Genomic DNA, 22,937 nt, shown 5'->3' with positions numbered 1-22,937 from the left:
CCGAAACAGGCCTTTCATAGGCTATGGAAGGTAGTAGAAGTCTTCCGCCGGAAGAACTCCGCCTACAGATTTTGGATTCGCTTTAAATAAAACTTCAAAGAAAGGCTCCAGGCCATCCTTCATTTCCTGTCCGGCAATGTATACCTGATGGGATTCGGGTATGGCTTTCATGGCTATGGGCTTTTTCAATACTCCAAACTTTTCGCATAATTCAGATGTTTTTTCCAGATCAGAATGAACGGCCTTACAGGAAGACTCATAATCTGTCAGAAAGTTTTTTAAAACCTCAGGCCGTTTTTCAATAAGGTCACGCCGGACTACAACACAGCCCTGGGAAATAAGGGCCTTGGTATCCAGTTTGTTCCATTCATCTGTCAAATCCAGTATTACATGGGCATTTTGATTGTTGGCCGCCACCTGTGCTGCGGAAGGCATGGGGATGGTTGCGATTTCAATATTGCCAGCCGACATCTGGGCAGATACCTCTTCATGCCCTGGTTTGTATTCAACGGTCACGTCCACACCCGGTTCAATCCCGTTCTGACGCAGCACATAGTCAAAGGTGTATTCAGGAATGGAACCTTGTCCGCTTCCGTATACTGTTTTGCCTTTTAAATCGTCAAGAGATTTGATGGAGTCATCGGTGCTCATCAGCTTTGTGACGCCCAGTGTGTTGACAGCCACGATCACCACCTTTCCCTCAGACTTGTTGTAAAGGGTAGCAGCCATATTGGTAGGGACTGCGGCAATATCAGCTTCTCCTGACAACAGCTTGGCGCTGGCCTCGTCAGGAGCGGTGGCAAGGGTCCAGTTATACTGGTTAAGAGAGGTTCCGGCTTCGTCAGCTTCCAGCAGGTTGACGGCGCCGATACTTAGAAATCCGCCTACCAGAATCATGTTTGCCTCAGGTCTTTCTTTGGCAGCACGTTCAGATGTGGTCTCCAGGGTGGTTTCCACCGGCTTAGGGGTCTCTTTTTCAGCTTCGCTTGCGGCGGCAGAGGTCTGCACCGGAGTCTTTCCGCTGCAGGCAGTAAGGCTGAACAGTAGTAGAAATGCAGTTGCGAGAGACGTTAACTTTTTTAACATAATAATTTTTTTCCTTCCCGATATATTTTTATAATAATATCCGTTGAAGGTATTATATCGTTTGCTTCCAGGGCTTGTCAAGAATTTTGGAGCCTAAAGGGGCAAGACCAGTCTTAAGGCAAGAAAAATGCCCCGGAATTTTTTTCCATGAAAATTCTGCGGCTCCTGTTCTGAAAGATTCACAACTGGGAAAAATTATGATAGAATGTTCATGAAGCAATGAGCAGTGCGAAATAAGGCAGGAAAAAAATTTCGTTGTGCTCGCACATAAGAAAATCTTTCCCTGCCTTATTTCATAGGGCGAATACCCGTGAGCTGATAAAACCTGCGGTTTTATCAGCTTCCACTGCGGACTCATGGATTTATATGATAGTATGCACTAATAATAGCATAACAGGAGGAAAAAATGTTTAACATACCTAAAGATCCAGTGATGCTGCTAAGCTATGTCAATACTCAGTTAAGAGATTATTATCCTTCTCTGGAGGAATGCTGCCATAGTCTTGGGATCCGGGAAGAGGATCTGACCCTTTCTCTGGCCGCGATTGATTATCATTACAACAGGGAGAGAAATCAGTTTGTATAATAAGGGTCATCGCATCGGCGGTGGCCCTTTCTGCAATCAGATACCCTGCAAAAGCTGCTTGAACCATCTTCATTGCCTGCACAAATAAAGCGGATAGTGACCGCTTAGACAGGAGGGATTTATTATGGAAACAGTTTTTTTACAGACAGTTGAAATCTGGAACTGGCTGATCGATCATCTGATTTATATCAACCTGATTCTTTCAATTATCATCGTGTTTTTCCAGCGTCGTGATCCCAAAGCGGTCTGGACCTGGCTCCTGGCCCTGTATTTTGTTCCCGTATTCGGCATTCTTGTTTATCTGCTTTTGGGCCAGGATATGCGAAAGGGCAAGCTGTTCCGGATTAAGGAAGTGGAAGACCGGGTACGTTACTCCGCAAAAAACCAGGAGGAATTTTTAAAAAGCCATGACATCAGCCTGGTATCCTCTTTGTCCCGTGACTATGCGGATCTGGTGGTGTACAATTTAGAAACCTCCGGATCAGTGCTGACCGTTGACAACACTGCCCAGATATTTACTGACGGTGAGGAAAAGTTTAAGGATTTAAGAATGGAGCTTTCCAATGCGGCCCATTTCATTCATATGCAGTATTACATTATTAAGGATGATGAAGTGTTTGATTCCATGGTCCCCATCCTCATCGAGCGGGCCAGAGCAGGAGTCGAGGTGCGTATTCTCTGCGACGGCATGGGAGGGCGTTTCATGCCAAAGAACAAATGGAACCGGCTCAAGGAAAACGGGGTAAAGGTGGGAATCTTTTTTCCGCCCATACTTGGCAGGCTGCAGCTTCGGGTAAACTACAGAAACCACAGAAAGATCGTGGTCATTGACAACAGGGTCGGATATGTAGGGGGCTTTAACATCGGCCGGGAATACATTTCCAAGGATACCAGATTCGGTTATTGGAGAGATACTCATTTAAAACTGCAGGGAGGCTCCGTGCTAAGCCTTCAGATCCGTTTTGCACTGGACTGGAATTATGCCACAGGAGAGAACCTGTTTCGAAATATGAAGTATTTTTGTGAAGATGAAGATGGAAAATGCCTGGAATTACTGGGTGTGGTTGACATAAATAATGAGGAAAAATATGTTGGAATCCAGATCATTGCAAGCGGTCCGGATGCAAGGAGCCGTCAGATCCGGGATAATTATATCCGCCTGTTTTCAAAGGCCAGGGATCATATTTACATCCAGACGCCCTATTTTGTGCCTGATGATGCCGTACTTTCCACGTTGCAGATGGCTGCCCGTTCCGGTGTGGATGTAAGGCTCATGATCCCATGTAAGCCGGATCATCCTTTTGTTTACTGGGCTTCCTATTCCTATGTGGGAGATTTAATATCTGCCGGAGCCAGATGCTATACCTATGAAAACGGGTTTCTCCATTCCAAGGGGGTCATGACCGATGGAAAAGTAAGCTCTTACGGCACTGCCAATATGGATATCCGAAGCTTTGAGCTTAATTTTGAAGTAAATGCCGTAATTTACGATGAGGAGACCACCCGCAGGCTGGAAGCACTGTTCCTGGAGGATTTAAAGGTGTGCAAAGAGATCACAAGAGAGGTGTATGAGGAGAGAAGCCTTTTTATCCGGATCAAGGAACAGGGAAGCAGGCTGTTATCCCCACTTTTATAGAATTCTTTTACAGAAGAACATAATAAGTCCATAACCGGCGCATAATGGAGGATATGAAGACACTATCACAATTAAACTTAAAACAGCTGCCACTTGATTTCTGCAAATGCGGGGTGACAGGCTGGTGCCTGGAGGTTATCTTTACCTCCACGGAATCCATTTTGCGCCAGGACTGGCGGCTTATGGGGCAGACTTCTCTTTTAATGTTTCCCATCTATGGATGCGGAGCGCTTTTAGGCCCCATTGGAGATCTTATTGACCGGTGGGTAAATCCCGGTTCAGGATTTGCGGCAAAGAAAGCGGAACTGGCCATCCGCCATGGATTTCTTTACATGGTTCTCATTTTTGTGGCGGAATACTTTGCCGGTACCCTTTTGCGGGGCAGAGGGATATGCCCCTGGGATTATACGGGACGAAACACCAACATTGACGGGCTGATCCGTCTGGATTTTGCACCGCTGTGGTTTGCCACAGGATTGTTGTTTGAACAAATTACAAAAAAGAAAGGCAGGTAGTATTGTAATTAAAGTCGCCATTTTATATAATAGATGAAATGGAGGGCTAGACCAATGATACGTTTTATTCTTGTAGCAGCAACAGTCATTTTATTTTTGATTTTAAGCATTCCGGTCATGGCTTTTATGTGTCTGACCGGTAAAAAGGACCGCCGCCGGCGGGATATACAGAGCCTGGCGGTGGTTCAATGGATCTTTAGTATCCTCCTTAAAATGGCCGGCGTGAAAATCACGGTGAAAGGAAAGGAGAATATTCCGGCAGACCAGGCCGTTTTGTATGTGGGAAATCACAGAAGCTATTTTGATATTCTTGTAGGTTATGTGACGGTTCCGGACCTTATGGGATTTGTGGCAAAAAAGGAGATGGAGAAGATTCCCCTCCTTTCCACCTGGATGAAGTTAGTCAATTGCCTGTTTCTTGACAGGAAGAATTTAAAGGAAGGCTTAAAAACCATTCTCACAGGAATTGATCAGGTAAAAAGAGGCGTTTCCGTCTGGATTTTTCCGGAAGGTACCAGAAACCGGGAGGAAAATCCCCTTGACCTGCTTCCATTTAAGGAAGGAAGTCTTAAAATTGCGGAAAAAAGCGGCTGCCCGGTAGTGCCGGTGGCAATATCCGGAACTGCAGAGGTGTTTGAACGGCAATTTCCCCGCATCCGTTCCTCCCAGGTGACCATTGAATTTGGCAGTCCCTTTTATACAAAGGAGCTGGAACCGGAGTTTCGGAAATTCCCCGGAGCCTATGTAGAAAATCAGATAAAGACCATGCTGGAAGCGGAGCTTAAAAGCCAGGGAAAGCTTTCAGACAAAGCTTAAGCACACAGACAGATAAGACAAAGGAATGATAATACCTATGAAGACATTGGATTTACAGGAGATCAGAAAACAGCTTGACGGGATTGACCGTGAGATTGTATCATTATTTGAAAAGCGGCTGGAGCTTAGCGGCCAGGTGGCGGAATATAAGATTGAAACAGGGAAACAGGTTTATGACAGGGAAAGGGAACAGCAGAAGATTGAGGTCGTGACCGCTATGGTGGAGGATGAATTCCATAAACAGGCGGTAAGGGAGCTGTTCACCCAGATGATGACCATTAGCCGCCATTTACAGTACAGGCTTATGGCGGAGCATGGATTGAAAACGGAAAATGATTTCCGTCCGGTAAAGGACCTTCCTGTAAAGCAGGTTCGTGTGGTGTATCAGGGAGTGGAAGGCGCCTACAGCCACGAGGCGGCCTTAAAATATTTTGGAGACGATGCAGATGCCCGCCATGTGGATTCCTGGGAAGATGCCATGAAAGAGGTGGAGGCAGGAACTGCGGATTACGCGGTGCTGCCTATTGAGAATTCCTCGGCAGGTGCTGTCACTCATAATTATGACCTGCTCATAAAATACCACAATTACATTGTGGCGGAAACCTTTCTTCCCGTAGACCATGCGCTGCTTGGACTTTCAGAGGCAAAGGAGGAGAACATCCGGACGGTATTTTCCCATCCCCAGGCTCTTATGCAGTGCTCCGAATTTTTAAATGCCAACAGGGGCTGGAAGCAGATCAGTGTGGAAAATACTGCCGTGGCTGCTAAAAAGGTTCTTGAGGATGGAGATCCGTCCCAGGCGGCGGTTGCCAGCGAGACCGCAGGGAAGCTTTATGGACTGAAGGTTTTAAAGTCTTCTGTCAACCACAATAAAAACAACACGACCCGGTTCATCATCCTGTCAAGGGAGCCGGTATACCGGGAAAATGCGGACAAGATAAGCATAAGCTTTGAACTGCCCCATAAGAGCGGTTCTCTTTATAATATGCTGGGTAATTTTATCTATAACGGGGTCAACATGATGATGATCGAGTCAAGGCCCATCCTGGGAAGAAACTGGGAATATCGGTTTTTCATAGATATTGAGGGGAATTTAAGTGATGCCTCCATTCAGAATGCCCTAAAGGGAATATCCGAAGAGGGAAGCAACATGAGGATTTTGGGAAATTATTAAAGGCTTGTATAGGTTCGTTCTGGTGATCGGGCCGTGCCTGAATTTATACGGGCTGCAGGCCGGATGAACATATTTGCATGTTCGCCCGGCGGCTGCCGCGAAAACAATAAGAAACCCGCAAAGCGTGTTTCTTATTGTTTTACAAAAAAGAGGATGGTTGAAAGAAAACGTCTTTTAACCTTGAGTTTATGAATCAGCTGGATATGCAGACATATCCGCCTGACCCATTTAGGAGGCAGATTATGAAATCCCAGGAATTGATTTTGTACCGTAATTTAAAACATTGTGAACTTTTTGACAAGACGGCCGGACTTTTGAGCCTGGACCAGCGGCCTGAAACAGAAACAATGCCGGATTCCCATGCCTGTGCCGGTCAGCTTATAGAGCTGGCGGCTTCCTATGGCTTTGAGGGGAATCTCTGGCATTGTTTTTTAGCTTTCTGCCTGGCTGACAATGAAAATGCCTACAGCACCTCCTGTGAGATCCTAGGCCCTATTGAAGGGACTTTAAATGAACTGGCTGCCCACGATTTCCGGGTCATTAAGGAGTTGTTCGATTATGACATCAGAAAGCTGGACTGTTTAAACCATGAGGAGGGCAGGGGGATATGGACCGCACTTTCCCATTACCGGACGGCAGACGGCACCAGCAAGATCTATAATAAGAGGATCAGGGATCAGATCGTGGCCCTGGCTGTTGCCCTGGAACAGGCAAGGGATGAAAGGGACTTTGCTGCTGAGGTAACAGAGTTTTACCGTAAGTTCGGGGTGGGGAAGTTCGGCCTTAATAAAGCCTTTCGCATAGAAGATGGAATGGGCGAACCTCAGATACTGCCCATCACCAGCATTGAACACGTCCATTTGGATGACATCATCGGCTACCAGCTGCAAAAGCAGAAGCTGATTGAAAATACGGAGGCATTCTTAAGCGGCCGCGCCGCCAACAACGTTCTGCTTTTCGGTGACAGCGGAACCGGAAAATCCTCCAGCATCAAGGCAATCCTCAATGAATATTATGACAGGGGGCTTCGGATCATCGAGGTTTACAAGCATCAGTTCAAGTCTCTTTCAAAGGTTCAGGAGCAGGTAAAGGACCGGAATTACAAATTTATTATTTACATGGATGACTTATCCTTTGAGGATTCTGAACTGGAGTATAAGTATTTAAAGGCAATCATTGAAGGCGGCCTTGGGAAGAAGCCGGGCAATGTGCTTATTTATGCCACTTCCAACCGCAGGCATCTCATACGGGAAAAATTCAGTGACAAAAGGGAGCTGGATGATGACTTACATAATAATGACACCGTCCAGGAAAAGCTTTCCCTGGTGGCCCGCTTCGGAGTGAGCATTTACTTTGGCTCGCCGGACAGAAGGGAATTCCAGGAGATCGTAAGGGAGCTGGCCTCCCGCAGTGATGTAAACATGCCTCTGGAAGAATTGTATGCAAAAGCGAATGTATGGGAATTAAACCACGGAGGCTTATCCGGCAGAACGGCAAGCCAGTTTATCACACACCTTTTGGGAACAAATGATTAAAATGATAAAGTGGAATATAGAAGAAGCTGCCCGGCTCATGGGCAGTAAGGAGGAAAGGTATGGCAATAAGATTATTTGCCGCCATTGATGTGGGATCGTTTGAACTGGAGCTTGGTATCTATGAGATTTCTGCTAAAGCCGGAATCCGGAAGGTGGACCATGTCCGCCATGTCATTGCCCTTGGAAGGGACACCTATAACGATGGAAAGATCAGCTACGAGTTGGTGGAGGAAATGTGCCAGGTCATCAAGGATTTTGCCGGCATCATGGAGTCCTATAAAGTGATCGGCTACCGGGCCTATGGCACCAGCGCCCTGCGGGAAGCGAAAAACAGCCGGATCGTCCTGGATCAGATCCGGGTGAGGACCGGAATCGAAGTGCGGGTCATCAGTAACTCTGAGCAGCGCTTTATCAGCTATAAGGCCATTGCTTCAAAGGATGCGGAATTCCATAAGATCATACAAAAAGGAACCGCCATTGTGGATGTGGGCTTTGGAAGCATGCAGGTTTCTCTGTTTGACCGGGATGCCCTTGTTTCCACCCATAATCTGATGTTAGGCGTCTTAAGGATCCGGGAAATGATGGGGACCGTACAGACCGACAACCAGACGCAGAATACTTTGATCGAAGAAATGGTGGATAATGAACTGTACACATTCCGCAAGGTTTACTTAAAGGACAGGGAGATCAAAAACCTGATCGGGATCGGAGAGAGCATCCTTTATCTGTCCAGGGACAGCCAGGTTGGAAAGCCTGTGGAGCGGGTCACTGCGGAGAAATTTGCATTTTTTTATGAAAGAATTGTGGAAATGTCTTTAGACCAGATTCAGGACCGGTTTGGAGTCAATGCGGAATACGCGTCTCTCCTGATTCCGGCGGCCATCATCTTTAAACGTGTTCTGGAATTGACCAGGGCAGAGCTTTTCTGGATTCCTGGAATCCGCCTCTGCGACAGCATTGCAGCCGAATATGCGGAAGAGACAAAGGCGGTAAAATTCAACCATGATTTTTCCGAGGACATTCTTGCGGCCTCCCGCAACATGGCAAAGCGCTATAAATGCCATGGTCCCCACACAGTCAGTATGGAAAAATACGTGCTTGATATTTTCGACAGCATGAAGAAATACCACGGAATGGGAAAGAGGGAAAGGCTGCTTTTGCAGATTGCCGCCATCCTTCACGCCTGCGGTAAATTTATCAGCATGAGAAACCCCAGCGAATCCGCCTACCATATCATCATGTCAACGGAAATCATCGGTCTGTCCCATATGGAACGGGAGATCATTGCCAATGCGGTCCGCTACAATGGAGTGGAATTTGATTATAACCGGATCCATATAAGTGAAGAGGTGTTCCGGAACGCTAAGGGAGAATTTCCACAAAAGGACAGCCTCTTACTTGTGGGAAAGCTGACAGCTATTTTAAGGCTGGCCAATTCCATGGACCGCAGCCACAAGCAGAAGCTGTCAGACAGCCATATGAGCGTAAAGAACGGAAAGCTGGTGGTGACGGTCTCCTATGAAGGCGACATCACCCTGGAAGCGGTGGCATTCCGCCAGAAAGCAGATTTTTTTGAAGAGATATTCGGAATAAGGCCCATATTAAAACAGAAGAGGAGGTTATCCTGATGACAGACACCAATGAGATATACAACAACCCTGAAAGTTATGTAAACCGGGAACTGAGCTGGATCGAGTTCAATTACCGCGTGCTCAGCGAAGCGAGAGATAAGACCCTTCCTCTTTTTGAACGGCTGAAATTTTTAAGCATCACCGCCTCCAACTTTGATGAATTCTATATGGTCCGCGTTGCCTCCCTTAAGGATATGGTTCATGCCAAATATACAAAGCCGGATATTGCGGGCATGAAGCCGCCGGAGCAGCTTGAAAGGATCAGCGGGCGGACTCATGAGCTGGTGGCTTTGCAGTATTCCACCTATAACCGTTCCCTTCTTCCTGCATTAAAACAGAACGGGCTTCGGGTGGTCCAGTGCCATGAGGATCTAAGCGAAGAGGAGGGAAGCTATGCGGACAGTTATTTTGAGAGGAATGTGTATCCGGTGCTCACTCCCATGGCTGTGGATTCCTCCAGGCCTTTCCCTCTGGTCCGGAACAAATCCTTAAACATCGCGGCTCTCCTTCAGAAAAAGAGCGGGGAAGAGGAACTGGAATTTGCCATGGTCCAGGTGCCTAGTGTTCTTCCAAGGATCGTGGAATTGCCCACAGGGAAAAAAGGAGAACGGGCCGTCATTTTGCTGGAACAGATCATGGAACGGAATATTGGCAGCCTGTTTTTAAATTACAATGTCATTACCGCCCATCCCTTCCGCATCATGAGAAATGCGGATCTCACCATTGACGAGGAGGAAGCAGAGGACCTTCTGGAGGAAATCAAAAAGCAGCTTAAGAAACGTCAGTGGGGTGAGGCCATCCGCCTGGAAGTGGAAGAAAAGATGGATAAACGCCTGTTAAAAATACTCAAGCGGGAGTTAAGCATCAGCTCCGCAGATATCTTTGAGATCGCAGGCCCTCTGGACCTGACCTTTCTCATGAAGATGTACGGAATGGAAGGCTTTGACCATTTAAAGGCTGTTCCCTATATTCCCCAGCAGGTTCCAAGGCTTATGAATGAAGATGACATATTTACCAACATCCGGGGAGGCGACATTTTACTTCACCACCCTTACGAGACCTTTGATCCTGTGGTAAATTTCGTAAAGACCGCTGCCAGTGACCGGTCGGTCCTGGCCATCAAGCAGACCCTTTACAGGGTCAGCGGAAATTCTTCCATCATCGCCGCTCTGGCAGAGGCCGCTGACAATGGGAAACAGGTATCGGTGTTGGTGGAATTAAAGGCACGCTTTGATGAGGAAAATAATATTAACTGGGCAAAAAAGCTGGAAAAAGCCGGCTGCCATGTCATCTACGGGCTGGTGGGCTTAAAGACCCACAGCAAGATCACTCTGGTGGTGAGAAGGGAAGAGGATGGCATCCGCCGTTATGTCCACTTAGGTACAGGAAATTACAACGATTCCACGGCAAAGCTTTATACGGATTTTGGCCTCATGACCTGCAATCCTCAGATCGGGGAAGACGCCACCGCAGTGTTTAACATGCTGTCAGGCTACTCCGAGCCTCTTCACTGGAATAAGCTGGTGCTGGCACCCATCTGGCTGCGGGCCAGGTTCTTAAGGATGATCCGCAGGGAGGCAAAAAATGCGGAAAACGGGAAAACCGCTCATATCATGGCCAAAATGAATTCCCTTTGCGACAAGGAGATCATAGCGGCCCTTTACGAGGCCTCCTGCGCAGGAGTAAAGATCGAATTAATTGTCCGGGGGATATGCAGACTTAAAGGCAGGAGTCCCGGGGCTGAGCGAAAATATTACGGTTCATTCCATTGTTGGAAATTTCCTTGAGCATGCCCGGATCTTTTATTTTGAAAATGACAACAGCCCGGAGCTTTATATGGGAAGCGCCGACTGGATGCCAAGAAACCTGGACCGAAGGGTGGAGATCATGTTTCCTGTGGAGGATGAAATATTGACAGACCAGATTCTTCATGTCCTTAAGGTGCAGTTTCAGGATAATGTGAAGGCCCATATCTTAAAATCCGACGGAACTTATGAAAAACCTGATAAAAGGGGCAAGGTTCTGGTCAACAGCCAGGAACAGTTCTGTGAAGAGGCCATTCAGAGCGTTAAGGCGGAGCTTGGCAAATCAGATCCAGTAGGCAGCCGGGTATTTATTCCTACGGAAAGTCAGGGGTAAGCCAGAGGAAAGGCTCCCCATAGTTACCGAATTATAGCTTTTTTGTAAGAAAATAGTAAGGCAAAGATACCTTTCTTGTGGTAAAATGGATAAGAGTCTAAGCGGTGCAGAAACATTTGCACAGTTCGTGCGTGGGAATTTGCTCACTAAGCACGAACTGTGCAAGTGTTTCTATAGGGCGGAACGCCCGTCATGAATAATTTGGCGTCAGCCAAATTATGAATGCACCGCTGAACCTTATATATACATACGACAAGGGAGGTATTTTTCATGTCCGAAACAATAAACATCTTGGTTGTGGATGATGAGAAAGAAATTGCAGACTTAGTGGAGATTTATCTGGTCAGTGATGGATATAAAGTACATAAAGCAAATAATGCGGAAGAAGGACTGGAAATTCTGGAAAAGACCCAGATCCATCTGGTTCTTTTAGACATTATGATGCCAGGAATGGATGGCCTGCAAATGTGCAAGAAAATACGGGAGACCAATAACATTCCCATCATTATGCTCAGCGCCAAGTCCACGGATCTGGACAAAATTCTGGGACTTGGAACCGGGGCTGATGATTACGTGACAAAGCCCTTTAATCCCCTGGAGCTGACGGCACGGGTAAAATCCCAGCTTCGCCGTTACACCCAGTTAAACCCCAACAGTGCGGCAAACGAATCTGCTAAGAATGAAATCGCCATAAGAGGACTGACCATTAACAAGGATAACCATAAGGTGACTGTTTATGGGGAAGAGATCAAGCTTACCCCCATTGAGTTTGACATCCTCTACTTATTGGCTTCCAATCCCGGAAGAGTGTTCAGTACCGATGAGATTTTTGAAAAGGTGTGGAATGAAAAGGTTTATGAGGCCAACAACACAGTAATGGTACATATCAGACGGCTGCGGGGTAAGATGAAGGAAGATACCAGACAGAACAAAATCATCACCACTGTTTGGGGGGTAGGATACAAAATTGAAAAGTGATCTTAACCGCCGTTTTCATACCCGGGTCATTGCCAATATTTTTTACAGTGCAGTGGTCACGGTCCTGATCGAGATATTTCTGGTGACCAATGTATCTTTGGTAGCCTCCTACATGAGAAACACACAAAGGGATAATGCATTTGTGGAGATGCTCACCTCCTTTGATGTGGTGGTGATCCTGATTTATGTGATTTTCGGGATCGGAATATTTACGGTCACCTTTCTCCTCCTCCAGGAAAAGTCCATGCGTTATATCAGCCGGATTTCTGATGCCATGCAGAGCATTTCCGAGGGAGATTTAAATATTACGGTTGACATTGAGGGAGATGATGAATTCTCCGTCATGGCAGCCAGTTTAAATAAGATGGTGGGAGATTTAAGAGGTCTCATGGACAAGGAACGGGAGGCGGAGCGGACCAAGAACGAGCTCATCACCAATATTGCTCATGACTTAAGGACTCCATTAACCTCCATCATCGGGTATCTGGAATTGTTGTCCGGAGAAACAAAGCTTGATCCGGAAGTCCAGAAAAAGTACATAGGGATTGCATACGTAAAGACAAAGCGGCTGGAAAAGCTGATTGAGGATTTATTCGGATTTACAAAGCTGAACTATGGAAAGATCTCCATGCACGTAGCCAAGGTGGACGTGGTGAAGCTTTTAAGTCAGCTTCTGGAAGAATTTTATCCCAGTTTTGTGGATAAGAATCTTTCCTATGAGCTACAAAGCAATGTTCCCGCCCAAATAATCTCGGCAGACGGCAACCTTCTTGCCCGTCTGTTTGACAATCTGATCAACAATGCCATCAAATACGGTGCGGATGGAAAGCGCATCCTGGTAAAGGTCCATGGAAGCGAAGAACTGGTTACGATCCAGGTGATCAATTATGGTTATGTGATCCCGGAGGAAGAGCTGCCTCTTATCTTCAATAAGTTTTACCGCGTGGAACAGTCCCGGTCCACCAACACGGGAGGAACGGGGCTGGGCCTTGCCATTGCAAAGAATATTGTGGATATGCACGGCGGAACCATTCAAGTGACCAGTGATCTGTCCGGAACCGTATTTACGATTAAGCTGCAGGTGGATTTTGATATCAATAAAGAGAACTTTGGAAAGATAGGGTGACAGAAATGAAATTCAGAAAAGTATCCCTGATTTGTGCCATGGCGGTCACCATAGCAGGCAGCGTAACGCTGCCTGCTTTCGGTATGTCATATGAAACAACGGCCGGAATGGAGGCAGGAAATTCCTATACAGACGGAAATTATGCAGCTTTTAATTCCGGCGTTTCCATGGATGTTTCCTACGGCTATGAGGGAAATGCAAAAAGCGGACGTTACGTACCGGTGAATTTTTCGCTAAAGAACCAGTTGGATTCCGAATTTCATGGGACGGTCCAGGCCATTGCCATGGAATCTGATTATGACATTTACCAGTATGAGTATCCGGTTTCCTTAAAGGCCTTTGAAGCCTCGGAGGAATCCCTGGATATTCCGGTGGGAAGGGCAGATACTCTTTATGTAAAGCTTCTGGACTCCCAGGGAAGAGAGCTGATCCGCAAACGTTTAAAAATGAATGTTACGGCAGATATAGCGGAACTGTTTGTGGGAGTTTTATCCGATGAGCCGGAGGCCATGTCCTATATGGACGGGGTGGGAGTGAATTACAGTTCTGTCAGGATCAAGACCTTTGAGATGGATACAGAAAAGATGCCGGATAACGTCATTGGGCTGGACCTTCTGGACGTACTGGTCATTACGGATTATGATACCAAAAGGCTGTCATCAGACCAGGTATCTGCAATCTGGGAATGGGTGAAGGAGGGGGGAACCTTACTTCTTGGAACCGGCAGCAGGGTGGATGACACCCTTTATGCATTCCGGTCCGATATCCTGGAGGAGGACTATGCTCCTCCATCGGAAAAAGCCGTGGACATGGGAGTGGAATATTCTTCCAACGGTCCGGGAGATTCCTTCATGAATCTGGTTTGTGCAGATGTATCCTTAAAAGGAGGAACCGGAGTTCTGTCCAATGATGAATTCCCGGTCCTTACCTCCGTATCAAAGGGAAAAGGAAAGGTAGGCGTGGCTGCCTATGATTTTGTGGACATCGCTTCTTTCTGCCAGGTCCAGCGTTCCTATGTGGATAAGCTTTTCACTGCGCTTTTAGGAGAAGCCAAGTTGAATAATTTGTCCTCTTACCTTTACAGCGGCAATTCCGGCCAGTTCTGGTCCGTTCAGAATATGTTAAATACCGGAAATGTAGATAAACTGCCGAACCTGGCCCTTTATTCCGTAGTGATTCTGGGATACATTGTTTTGGTGGGACCGGTACTGTACCTGTTTTTGAAGAAGCAGGAACGGAGAAGGTTTTACCGGACCGCGGTTGTGACGGTGTCCCTGGCCTTTTCGGCAGTGGTATATTTAATGGGAATGGGAACCAGGTTTAAGGATACCTTTTTTACCTATGCAACCATTCTGGATACCACGGAAGACTATGTAGACGAATATACCTATATCAACATGAGGACGCCCTATAACAAGGCATATACCATTGCCCTTGATCCGTCATATGATCTGCTTCCCATTACCAGAAGCAGTTCCTATGAGATGAAGCCGGTTCCCAGATTTATAGGGAATGAGGACTATAAGGTGAAGATATCCTATGGGGATAAAGATACCAGGGTTTCGGTCCAGAACGCAGCAGCTTTTACCTCCAAATATTATTCCTTAAAGAAAAGAACCCTTAATAAAGAGCATAAGGGCCTGATCGGGGACATCACCCTGTTTGAAGGAAAGGTATACGGCACTGTGACCAATGAATATCCTTTCCAGGTAGAAAAGGTGGGAATCCTGATGTACGGGAAAATGGTGGTCATTGATGAACTGAAGCCGGGAGAGGCCGTAAATCTTGACGGGCTTCCTGTCATCAACTATCCCATCAATAATTCCTTCCTGGTATCTGCCCGGGTGACGGGAAGCTATCAATATCCAAAAGCGGATATTGAGGATCCTGCTTACATGCTGGCTTTATCAAGAACCAATATTTTAAGCTTTTACCTTGATAAATATTCCTCATTCTATAATCCGGAAGCCAGGATTGTGGCTTTCAGCAAAGATCAGTCCGACAGCCAGTTCCTTGCCGGGGGAAATTATGAAACCTACGGCATGTCCATGTTTACGTCTACCATTAATGTAAAGACAAAGAAAGACGGGGAGACCTCCCGTTCTGCCCTTATGAAGACCCCTACAGTGGTAAGCGGGCAGTATTATGCAGAAGCCAACGCCATTTACGGCGTGGACCCGGTATCCCTGGAGTATTTTCTCGGTAATGATCTGGAGGTGGAAAAGCTGATCTTTGAAAACCCGTCTGATGAGTTTTTAAACAGCGAAAACTTTTACTATACCACCATCTTTAAGGGAAATATTTATTTCTATAATCATGATACGGGAAATTACGATGCCATGGAACCAGATAAAACAGTTTATAAAGCCTGGGAGCTTACCCCTTATCTGTCTCCCGGCAACACGCTGACCGTGAAATATGTATGTGACAATGCGGCTGAGAATAACTGGTATGTGACTCTGCCAATGCTGACTGTGGCAGGAAGGGATAAATGATGTTAGAAATTAAGGATTTGCGGAAAAAGTTTGGAAAATTCCATGCGTTAAACGGCCTGGATCTTCATATTCCCAAAGGATCCCTTTATGGCTTTGTAGGGCCTAACGGAGCGGGAAAGACCACCACCATCAAGATCATGACAGGGCTTCTTTTTGCCGACAGCGGCAAGGTGATGATCGACGGAGTGGATGTGTCCGGGGGCTTACATGAATTAAAGCTGAAGATCGGTTATGTGCCGGACTTTTTCGGCGTTTATGATAATTTAAAAGTCAATGAATATATGGAATTTTTTGCCTCCTGCTACGGGATTGACGGGCTTAAGGGCAGGACCCGGTATATGACCCTTTTGGAACAGGTAGGGTTAGAGGATAAGGTGAATTTTTACGTAGACAGCTTATCAAGGGGAATGAAGCAGCGGCTCTGCCTGGCGAGGGCATTGATCCACGATCCCCTGTTGCTGGTCCTTGATGAACCGGCCTCAGGGCTGGACCCAAGAACCAGGTTTGAATTTAAAGAAATCTTAAAGGAATTAAAAGAGCAGGGAAAGACCATATTCATCAGCTCCCATGTGCTTTCCGAGCTTTCCGAGCTGTGTACTGACATTGGGGTCATTGACCAGGGGAAGATGATATTAAGCGGCAGCATGGAGGAGATCCTGCGCCGGGTCAATGCTTCCAATCCTCTGATCATCTCTGTTCTCGGAAATAAGGAAAAAGCTCTGACCATCTTAAAAAGCCAGCCCTGCGTCCAGACCATAGCGGTAAAGGAAGAGGACATTCGGGTGAATTTCATTGGAGATGAACAGGATGAGGCCATTCTTTTGCAGCAGCTGGTGGATGCCGATGTGCTGGTACATGGGTTCTGCAGAGAGCAGGGAAGTCTGGAATCCCTGTTTATGCAGATTACGGATCATGATAAAGAAAAGGCGGTGCTTGTACATGAAATTGAATCCGGTTTATAAGAGGGAGACAACCGTCAGCTCCAGAAGCTTCCGTCTGGCGCTGATCCTGGCAATTTTTAATACGATTCTGGCTTTGGTGATTCTGCTTAATATGTATTCCGTGGTGGAGAGGGTAAAGCTCACTGCGGAAATCCAGTATTCTTCCTTTACCAATTTGTATGTATTCGTGGCTGCTGTGGAATTTGTGATGCTGATGTTCATCATGCCGGCGCTGACAGCAGGAAGCATCAGCGGAGAGAGGGAACGCCAGACCCTTGACCTTCTTCTCACCACCACCTTAAAGCCATGGGATATCATATGGGGAAAGTTTACTTCATCCTTTAGTACTATGTTTCTCATGATCATGTCCAGCTTTCCCCTTCTGGCCGTATCCTTTGTGTATGGGGGCGTGATGATTTACGACGTATTACTTTTGCTTTTGTGCTACCTGGCAGTTGCCCTTCTCTGCGGAAGCATGGGAATCTGTTTTTCCACCCTGTTCAAGCGTTCCACCATTGCCACTGTGGTAAGCTATGGGGTACTGGTTCTCATTGCCGCAGGCACCTATGCGATCAATGCTTTTGCATTGTCCATGGCCAGGATGAATATGAGCAGCACTTATGCCATGACCGTGGGCGGCATGGCTGACCAGACCAATTCCGGCGCATGTTTGTACCTGCTCCTGTTAAACCCGGTGGCTACTTTTTATGCCATGATCAACGGCCAGACAGGGGATAATCAGGTGGTAAGGAGTTTAAACAGCTGGTTCGGTCCCCATCCGGATAACTTTATCATGGAACACTGGGTGGTCTTAAGCATCTTCATCCAGCTGGCTCTGGCAGCCATGTTCATGTTCATCGCCGTAAATGCCATCAGTCCGGCCAAAGGGAATAAGATAAGAAAAATAAAATGACAGGAGGCTTATATGCTTACGATCGGATGTCATCTGTCTTCCTCAAAAGGTTATTTTGCCATGGGGAAGGAGGCTGTGAAGATTGATGCCAACACGTTTCAGTTTTTTACAAGAAATCCAAGGGGAACCAGGGCTAAGGCCATGAATCCTGAAGATGTGGACCGTTTCCTGGCCTTTGCCGGGGAACATGGAATAAACAGGATTCTGGCTCATGCGCCCTACACTCTAAATGCCTGTTCCGCGGATGAAGGGCTCCGTGCCCTTGCCAGAGACACCATGAAGGATGATTTGGACCGGATGGAATATACTCCCGGAAACTGCTACAATTTCCATCCGGGAAGCCATGTGGGACAGGGAACAGAGGCGGGGATCCGTTATATTTCAGATATGCTCAATCAGATTCTGACTCCGGAACATCATACCACCGTCCTTTTGGAAACCATGTCCGGCAAGGGCAGCGAGGTAGGACGGGAATTTGAGGAGTTACGGGAGATCCTGGACCGGGTAGAGCAAAAGGACCATATGGGAGTCTGCCTGGATACGTGCCACGTATGGGATGCAGGCTATGATATTGCCGGTGACCTGGATGGAGTTTTAAACCGGTTCGACCAGATCGTCGGACTGGATAAATTAAAGGCAATCCATTTAAATGACAGCCAGAATCCTCTTGGGGCCCATAAGGACCGCCACGCAAAGATCGGAGAAGGCTTTATCGGATTTGAGGCTCTGAAGCGGATGACGGTTCACCCGGCTTTAAAGAGCCTTCCCTTTTATCTGGAGACACCCAATGATCTTTCCGGGTATGCCAAAGAAATTGCCATGATGCGTGCTATATAAATATGAAAAGCGGTATAGCATAGCGGTGGCGAAGGATAGAAACAGTATAGCCAACCAGTAAATTGTGTAGTATAATGAGCGAAAGAAAGCGAAGATGAGCAAGCTCACCGGCGCGGGCGGCGAATGACGATCAGGAACCGCAGGTTCATGATATAATAGGGAAAATAAATTTGTTGAGGAGGTAGCAACATGGGAATTGTTAAGGCGCTTACTACCGCAGTAGGAGGCTCACTGGCAGATCAGTGGCTTGAAGTGATAGAAGCAGGCAGCATGGGAGATCAGACCGTATTTGCCAGCGGAGTGAAGATACGAAAAGGATCCAATACAAAGAGCACGGATTATACCATTTCCGATGGTTCTATCATTCATGTTTACCCCAACCAGTTCATGATTTTGGTAGATGGAGGAAAAGTGATCGACTACACCGGGGAACCAGGCTATTTTACCGTAAAAAACTCTTCCCTCCCCTCCCTTTTTAACGGCCAGTTTGATGAGGCCATAAAAGAATCCTTTGACCGGATTCGTTTTGGTGGTCAGACTCCTACTTCCCAGAAGGTATATTTCATTAATCTGCAGGAGATTAAAGGGATCAAGTTCGGTACTCCGAATCCCATTAATTATTTTGACCAGTTTTATAATGCGGAATTGTTTTTACGGGCTCACGGAACGTATTCCATCAAAGTGACGGACCCTCTGCTGTTCTATGCGGAGGTCATACCGAAAAATGCTTCCCGTGTTGAGGTAGATGACATCAACGCCCAGTATTTATCTGAATTTTTAGAGGCTCTTCAGTCTTCCATCAATCAGATGTCTGCCGATGGCATACGTATCTCCTATGTGGCTTCCAAAGGAAGAGAGCTGGGCCAGTATATGTCCGATGTCCTTGACTACCAGTGGAAGGACCAGAGAGGAATGGAGATCCAGTCTGTAGGAATCGCAAGCATTTCCTATGACCAGGAATCCAAGGAGCTGATCCATCTTCGCAACCAGGGAGCCATGTTAAGCGATCCGGGTGTCAGGGAGGGCTATGTGCAGGGAGCAGTAGCCAGAGGCTTAGAAGCGGCAGGAAGCAATGCCAATGGTTCCATGGCAGGATTTATGGGCATGGGTATGGGAATGAATGCCGGTGGCGGCTTTATGGGTGCAGCTTCAAGCGCCAACTATCAGCAGATGCAGATGAACCGGGGCCAGCAGGGAAATCCCGGAGAACAGACGGCAGCAGGCGGAGAGAGTAAGGCACAAAGTTCTTCAGAGAGCCCATGGACCTGCAGCTGCGGAAGTGTGAATACAGGAAAATTCTGTCCGGAATGCGGAAATCCAAAGCAGGCAGGACCATGGACCTGTGAATGTAAAACTATAAACAATGGCAGATTTTGTTCGGAGTGTGGGAAACCAAGACCATGAGTGAGATCATAAGTTATAAATGTCCTAATTGCGGCGGACCGCTTATCTTTGATCCGAAAAAGCAGAAGTATGCCTGTGAATACTGTTTATCAGAATTCACTCAGAAAGAAACTGCAGACGGGGAGCAAAAAGAGCCTGAGGCAGGAAAGAAAAAGGAGGGCGGAGAGCCTGTGCTTTATACCTGCCCCAGCTGCGGCGCCGAGATCGTAACGGATGAGACCACTGCTGCGACCTTCTGCTATTATTGCCATAATCCGGTAATCCTCTCAGGCAGGCTTTCCGGAGAATTCCATCCGGATTATGTGATTCCATTTGCAATGGAGAAGAAGCGGGCTGTGGAAATTTTTGAACAATGGATGAAAAAGAAACGGTTTGTTCCAAAGGCTTTTTACAGTGAAGACCAGATCGAGAAAATCTCCGGCGTATATTTTCCTTACATGCTTTACAGCTGCCGGGCGGAGGGAAGCCTGGATGCAAAAGCGGACCGTCTGCGGGTCTGGGTAAGCGGCGACCGCCGCTATACGGAAACCCAGACCTATGATGTCCGCAGGGAAGGGACTATGCCTGTAAAATTCGTGCCCCGCAATGCCTTGAAAAAATCCAACCGGGAGCTGGTGGAGGGCGTACTGCCCTATGAAACAGAGAAAATGAAGCCCTTTACCATGGGGTTCCTTTCCGGCTTTGTGGCAGAACGGCGGGATATGGGAGAGCAGGAATTTTCTGAGGAAGTAAAGTCTGAGGTGCGCCAGTTTGCCGGGGAGTCCTTAAAAAACAGCATCACATCCTATGATTCTGTGAGAGTTCAGAATCAATCCGTCCATCTGGAGGAAGAAAAGTGGGAGTATGCCCTTTTGCCTGTATGGACCCTTACCTACCATGACGGACCAAAGGACCAGATGTATTATTTTACAGTGAACGGGCAGACCGGTAAGGTATGCGGCAAGCTTCCTGTGGACCGGAATAAGCTGATGCTTTTGTTTCTTGAAATATTCCTGCCCGTATTTTTTGCCATGCTGATTGTGGGGTATCTGATATGATTAGAACAAAGGGATTGTTTCTTCGGATATGCAGGATAGCTGTTTTACTGCCCATGGTTCTTCTGCTTTTGATCTTTTTTTCCGGGGGCATGAAAGCGTTTGCCAAAAGCGGGAGCCCTGAAGGTGTTTCCGGGGAAAAACGGGTTTATGATGAAGCAGGACTCTTTTCCAGGGAGGAAATAGATACGTTTGAATCTCAGATCCAGGCGATGAGAAAAGAGATGAACATGGATGTGGTGATCACGACCACAGACCGGGCAGGCGGAAAGACAGCCGGGGAATATGCAGAGGATTTTTACATAAGAGGAGCCTTTGGTGTTGGAAAGGATTATAACGGAGTATTGTTCCTGATAGACATGGATAACCGGGAGCTTTACATCCTTCCCGTAGGAAAAATGAACCGCTTTTTAACGGATAAACGCTGGAATTCCATCCTGGATGCCGCCTATGAAGAGGTAAGCAGTCAGGAATACGGTGCCTGTGTCCAAAGCTTTCTGGATGGCGTGAACAAATATTATAAGGCAGGGATTCCCGGAGGACAGTATAATTACGATAAGGAGACCGGAAAAATAAGCGTTTACCGCAGCATCCGGTGGTATGAGGCTGCTCTGGCAGCTCTCATCGGGCTCATTGCAGCGGCGGCTGCCTGCGGGGCAGTGACCAGCCGGTATTCCATGAAAAAGGAAAGGGGCTGGGCCAGTAACTCGCTGATGGCCTATCGTGCAAACTGTCAGTTCCGGTATACGGACCAGTACGACCATCTGGTGAACAAGACCGTGACCCATATGATAATTCCACGGAACCAGGGGAATGGAGGCCATGGCGGCGGCGGTCTTTCCTCCGGCGGCAGGAGTACCACCCATACCTCCTCAGGACATACCATGGGGGGCGGGGGACGGAAATTTTAACTGAATCAGGCAGGACCGCGGATTGCGAATATCTGCTTGACTCAATAATCATCTCACTGAAAAATCATACACAAAAACCTGCTGACAAAAGCCAAGACTTTTTGTCAGCAGGTTTTTTGATGGGATGGGAAATCTCTTCATTTATCAGGCCAGATATACCGGAATGGGCATGTCTAAGGTAATGGAATCCTCCGTAATGGCACAGTCATAAGCTAAAATATGGACACCGGCCTCCCTGGCTTTTTTTAACCCTTCCGCAAATTCCGGATGGGTTTTTTTGTTTGGGGTAAAAGCTTCCATCTCTTTCATCTGGATGACAAACAGGATGTAGGCTTCATACCCTTCCCTGTGAGCGTTTATAAGCTCCTGTATATGTTTTACTCCCCGCTCCGTGGGTGCATCGGGAAACATGGCAAGGCCGCTTTCCTCCAGAGTGACGCCCTTAACTTCCATGAATGCAGGGATTTCCTCCTGTTTCCCCTCACAGCTTCCCTGCAGCACCGCCTGAAAGGCAAGGTCAAACCGTGACTGGTCATAGGTGACTTCCCGTCTGATGTTTTTTATTGTGGGGCTTAAAATGGAAGGCGTTTCCGCTGCCTGATGAAAAGGCAGGGGCGGATTTTCCCGGATGGATTGCAGCCATTCATAAGCCGCCTGATTGGGGGCCTGGGAATCCATGTTAATGAGGAGCGGCCCGCCTCTTTCCCGTTCTTTCCATACGCCGATCAGGGAGTATTCCGTTTTTCTTCCCAGGGCTGTGGCTTCCGGATGAAACTGCACCAGCACCCTGACGCCGGGGAGGAGTAACTCCCGGCAGCGTCCTGTATTTTTAACGTGACAGATTACCTCTTCTTCCCCATGGCCCTCTTTTGTGATCAGGACGTGGGCAATAAAACGGTTGGGGCGGCTTAAAAAGGTTCCTGTCATCATGTGTTCGTATCTCAATGAAGCTGTCTCTCCTTTCTGCATCAAAGGGTATTTTACCACACAGAGAATAAAAAGGGAACCCTTCTGTCTCTATAGTGAATACATCTGTCCGTTATATGAAAACTTTTTCGCCCTTTTTTCTTGCGCTGTTAAAAAAAGTATGCTACAATTCTGGCAAGGTTTTGATCCATTAATATTATCGGAAGCAAAAATGCTTCTGGTAATCGGAGGGATGGGCTAAAAGGCAGCCCTT

18 protein-coding genes and 1 pseudogene are annotated in these 22,937 nt (G+C 47.2%); 17 read left to right on the top strand and 2 right to left on the bottom strand.

Features of this window, described 5'->3' with window-relative positions; all coding sequences use genetic code 11:
• Positions 1 to 21: 21 nt before the first annotated feature.
• Positions 22 to 1,086 carry an ABC transporter substrate-binding protein gene (locus ABFV83_RS14860; RefSeq protein ID WP_349944876.1) on the bottom strand — a complete coding sequence of 355 codons (1,065 nt, stop codon included), beginning with the start codon at positions 1,084 to 1,086 and terminating at the stop codon, positions 22 to 24.
• 406 nt (positions 1,087 to 1,492) lie between these two features.
• Here ABFV83_RS14860 and ABFV83_RS14855 point away from each other — a divergent pair, with 406 nt between their 5' ends.
• From ABFV83_RS14855 to ABFV83_RS14775, 17 genes and pseudogenes are all read left to right on the top strand, one after another.
• On the top strand, positions 1,493 to 1,672 hold the full coding sequence (locus ABFV83_RS14855; RefSeq protein ID WP_054740247.1) for a DUF4250 family protein: 180 nt from the start codon (positions 1,493 to 1,495) through the stop codon (positions 1,670 to 1,672).
• A gap of 124 nt (positions 1,673 to 1,796) precedes the next feature.
• Entirely contained in the window at positions 1,797 to 3,308 is a 1,512-nt protein-coding gene (gene cls, locus ABFV83_RS14850) for a cardiolipin synthase (RefSeq protein ID WP_349944874.1), read from the top strand.
• A 44-nt stretch (positions 3,309 to 3,352) separates the two neighbouring features.
• Positions 3,353 to 3,823: a hypothetical protein gene (locus ABFV83_RS14845; protein WP_349944872.1), complete on the top strand. Its 471-nt coding sequence runs from the start codon at positions 3,353 to 3,355 to the stop codon at positions 3,821 to 3,823.
• Positions 3,824 to 3,877: 54 nt separating this feature from the next.
• Positions 3,878 to 4,639, top strand: coding sequence for a lysophospholipid acyltransferase family protein (locus ABFV83_RS14840; RefSeq protein ID WP_349944871.1), 762 nt, complete (start codon positions 3,878 to 3,880; stop codon positions 4,637 to 4,639).
• Between the two features lie 37 nt (positions 4,640 to 4,676).
• Entirely contained in the window at positions 4,677 to 5,813 is a 1,137-nt protein-coding gene (gene pheA, locus ABFV83_RS14835; protein WP_349944869.1) for a prephenate dehydratase, read from the top strand.
• Between the two features lie 242 nt (positions 5,814 to 6,055).
• On the top strand, positions 6,056 to 7,348 hold the full coding sequence (locus tag ABFV83_RS14830) for an ATP-binding protein (protein ID WP_349944867.1): 1,293 nt from the start codon (positions 6,056 to 6,058) through the stop codon (positions 7,346 to 7,348).
• 59 nt (positions 7,349 to 7,407) lie between these two features.
• Positions 7,408 to 8,976, top strand: a complete 1,569-nt coding sequence (locus tag ABFV83_RS14825) for an exopolyphosphatase (protein ID WP_349944866.1) — start codon at positions 7,408 to 7,410, stop codon at positions 8,974 to 8,976.
• Positions 8,976 to 11,118: pseudogene (locus ABFV83_RS14820) on the top strand (RNA degradosome polyphosphate kinase). The gene ABFV83_RS14825 and the pseudogene ABFV83_RS14820 overlap by 1 nt, the downstream one beginning before the upstream one ends.
• 270 nt (positions 11,119 to 11,388) lie before the next feature.
• The gene (locus ABFV83_RS14815; protein WP_349944864.1) at positions 11,389 to 12,096 is read left to right on the top strand and encodes a response regulator transcription factor; all 708 of its coding nucleotides are present in this window, start codon (positions 11,389 to 11,391) and stop codon (positions 12,094 to 12,096) included.
• A complete protein-coding gene (locus ABFV83_RS14810) occupies positions 12,086 to 13,222 on the top strand; it encodes an ATP-binding protein (protein ID WP_054740242.1) in 1,137 nt (378 codons plus the stop codon). Before ABFV83_RS14815 ends, ABFV83_RS14810 begins: the two co-directional genes overlap by 11 nt.
• Positions 13,223 to 13,227: 5 nt before the next feature.
• Positions 13,228 to 15,717: a hypothetical protein gene (locus ABFV83_RS14805; RefSeq protein ID WP_349944862.1), complete on the top strand. Its 2,490-nt coding sequence runs from the start codon at positions 13,228 to 13,230 to the stop codon at positions 15,715 to 15,717.
• Positions 15,717 to 16,679: an ABC transporter ATP-binding protein gene (locus ABFV83_RS14800; protein WP_349948934.1), complete on the top strand. Its 963-nt coding sequence runs from the start codon at positions 15,717 to 15,719 to the stop codon at positions 16,677 to 16,679. Before ABFV83_RS14805 ends, ABFV83_RS14800 begins: the two co-directional genes overlap by 1 nt.
• On the top strand, positions 16,657 to 17,571 hold the full coding sequence (locus ABFV83_RS14795) for an ABC transporter permease subunit (RefSeq protein ID WP_349944860.1): 915 nt from the start codon (positions 16,657 to 16,659) through the stop codon (positions 17,569 to 17,571). The genes ABFV83_RS14800 and ABFV83_RS14795 overlap by 23 nt, the downstream gene beginning before the upstream one ends.
• A 12-nt stretch (positions 17,572 to 17,583) precedes the next feature.
• Complete coding sequence (locus tag ABFV83_RS14790; protein WP_349944858.1) at positions 17,584 to 18,408, top strand: deoxyribonuclease IV; 825 nt, start codon at positions 17,584 to 17,586, stop codon at positions 18,406 to 18,408.
• Between the two features lie 189 nt (positions 18,409 to 18,597).
• On the top strand, positions 18,598 to 19,812 hold the full coding sequence (locus tag ABFV83_RS14785; protein ID WP_349944857.1) for an SPFH domain-containing protein: 1,215 nt from the start codon (positions 18,598 to 18,600) through the stop codon (positions 19,810 to 19,812).
• The gene (locus tag ABFV83_RS14780; protein ID WP_349944855.1) at positions 19,809 to 20,849 is read left to right on the top strand and encodes a zinc ribbon domain-containing protein; all 1,041 of its coding nucleotides are present in this window, start codon (positions 19,809 to 19,811) and stop codon (positions 20,847 to 20,849) included. The genes ABFV83_RS14785 and ABFV83_RS14780 overlap by 4 nt, the downstream gene beginning before the upstream one ends.
• Positions 20,846 to 21,757, top strand: coding sequence for a TPM domain-containing protein (locus ABFV83_RS14775; protein ID WP_349944854.1), 912 nt, complete (start codon positions 20,846 to 20,848; stop codon positions 21,755 to 21,757). The genes ABFV83_RS14780 and ABFV83_RS14775 overlap by 4 nt, the downstream gene beginning before the upstream one ends.
• Positions 21,758 to 21,901: 144 nt before the next feature.
• On the opposite strand, the gene ABFV83_RS14770 is transcribed toward ABFV83_RS14775, so the two are convergent.
• Positions 21,902 to 22,702, bottom strand: coding sequence for a DNA/RNA nuclease SfsA (locus ABFV83_RS14770; protein ID WP_349944852.1), 801 nt, complete (start codon positions 22,700 to 22,702; stop codon positions 21,902 to 21,904).
• Positions 22,703 to 22,937: the final 235 nt, after the last annotated feature.

It is taken from the genome of Lacrimispora sp. BS-2 (assembly GCF_040207125.1).
GTDB lineage: Bacteria > Bacillota > Clostridia > Lachnospirales > Lachnospiraceae > Lacrimispora.
Note: the sequence above shows the minus strand (reverse complement) of the source record. Positions and strands in the feature narration are given on the sequence as shown.

Excerpts from the sequence above, each read along its gene's own strand:
- ABFV83_RS14860 (WP_349944876.1), bottom strand. The coding sequence starts at position 1,086 with ATGTTAAAAAAGTTAACGTCTCTCGCAACTGCATTTCTACTACTGTTC.
- ABFV83_RS14855 (WP_054740247.1), top strand. The coding sequence starts at position 1,493 with ATGTTTAACATACCTAAAGATCCAGTGATGCTGCTAAGCTATGTCAAT.
- cls (WP_349944874.1), top strand. The coding sequence starts at position 1,797 with ATGGAAACAGTTTTTTTACAGACAGTTGAAATCTGGAACTGGCTGATC.
- ABFV83_RS14845 (WP_349944872.1), top strand. The coding sequence starts at position 3,353 with ATGGAGGATATGAAGACACTATCACAATTAAACTTAAAACAGCTGCCA.
- ABFV83_RS14840 (WP_349944871.1), top strand. The coding sequence starts at position 3,878 with ATGATACGTTTTATTCTTGTAGCAGCAACAGTCATTTTATTTTTGATT.
- pheA (WP_349944869.1), top strand. The coding sequence starts at position 4,677 with ATGAAGACATTGGATTTACAGGAGATCAGAAAACAGCTTGACGGGATT.
- ABFV83_RS14830 (WP_349944867.1), top strand. The coding sequence starts at position 6,056 with ATGAAATCCCAGGAATTGATTTTGTACCGTAATTTAAAACATTGTGAA.
- ABFV83_RS14825 (WP_349944866.1), top strand. The coding sequence starts at position 7,408 with ATGGCAATAAGATTATTTGCCGCCATTGATGTGGGATCGTTTGAACTG.
- ABFV83_RS14815 (WP_349944864.1), top strand. The coding sequence starts at position 11,389 with ATGTCCGAAACAATAAACATCTTGGTTGTGGATGATGAGAAAGAAATT.
- ABFV83_RS14805 (WP_349944862.1), top strand. The coding sequence starts at position 13,228 with ATGAAATTCAGAAAAGTATCCCTGATTTGTGCCATGGCGGTCACCATA.
- ABFV83_RS14800 (WP_349948934.1), top strand. The coding sequence starts at position 15,717 with ATGTTAGAAATTAAGGATTTGCGGAAAAAGTTTGGAAAATTCCATGCG.
- ABFV83_RS14795 (WP_349944860.1), top strand. The coding sequence starts at position 16,657 with ATGAAATTGAATCCGGTTTATAAGAGGGAGACAACCGTCAGCTCCAGA.
- ABFV83_RS14790 (WP_349944858.1), top strand. The coding sequence starts at position 17,584 with ATGCTTACGATCGGATGTCATCTGTCTTCCTCAAAAGGTTATTTTGCC.
- ABFV83_RS14785 (WP_349944857.1), top strand. The coding sequence starts at position 18,598 with ATGGGAATTGTTAAGGCGCTTACTACCGCAGTAGGAGGCTCACTGGCA.
- ABFV83_RS14780 (WP_349944855.1), top strand. The coding sequence starts at position 19,809 with ATGAGTGAGATCATAAGTTATAAATGTCCTAATTGCGGCGGACCGCTT.
- ABFV83_RS14775 (WP_349944854.1), top strand. The coding sequence starts at position 20,846 with ATGATTAGAACAAAGGGATTGTTTCTTCGGATATGCAGGATAGCTGTT.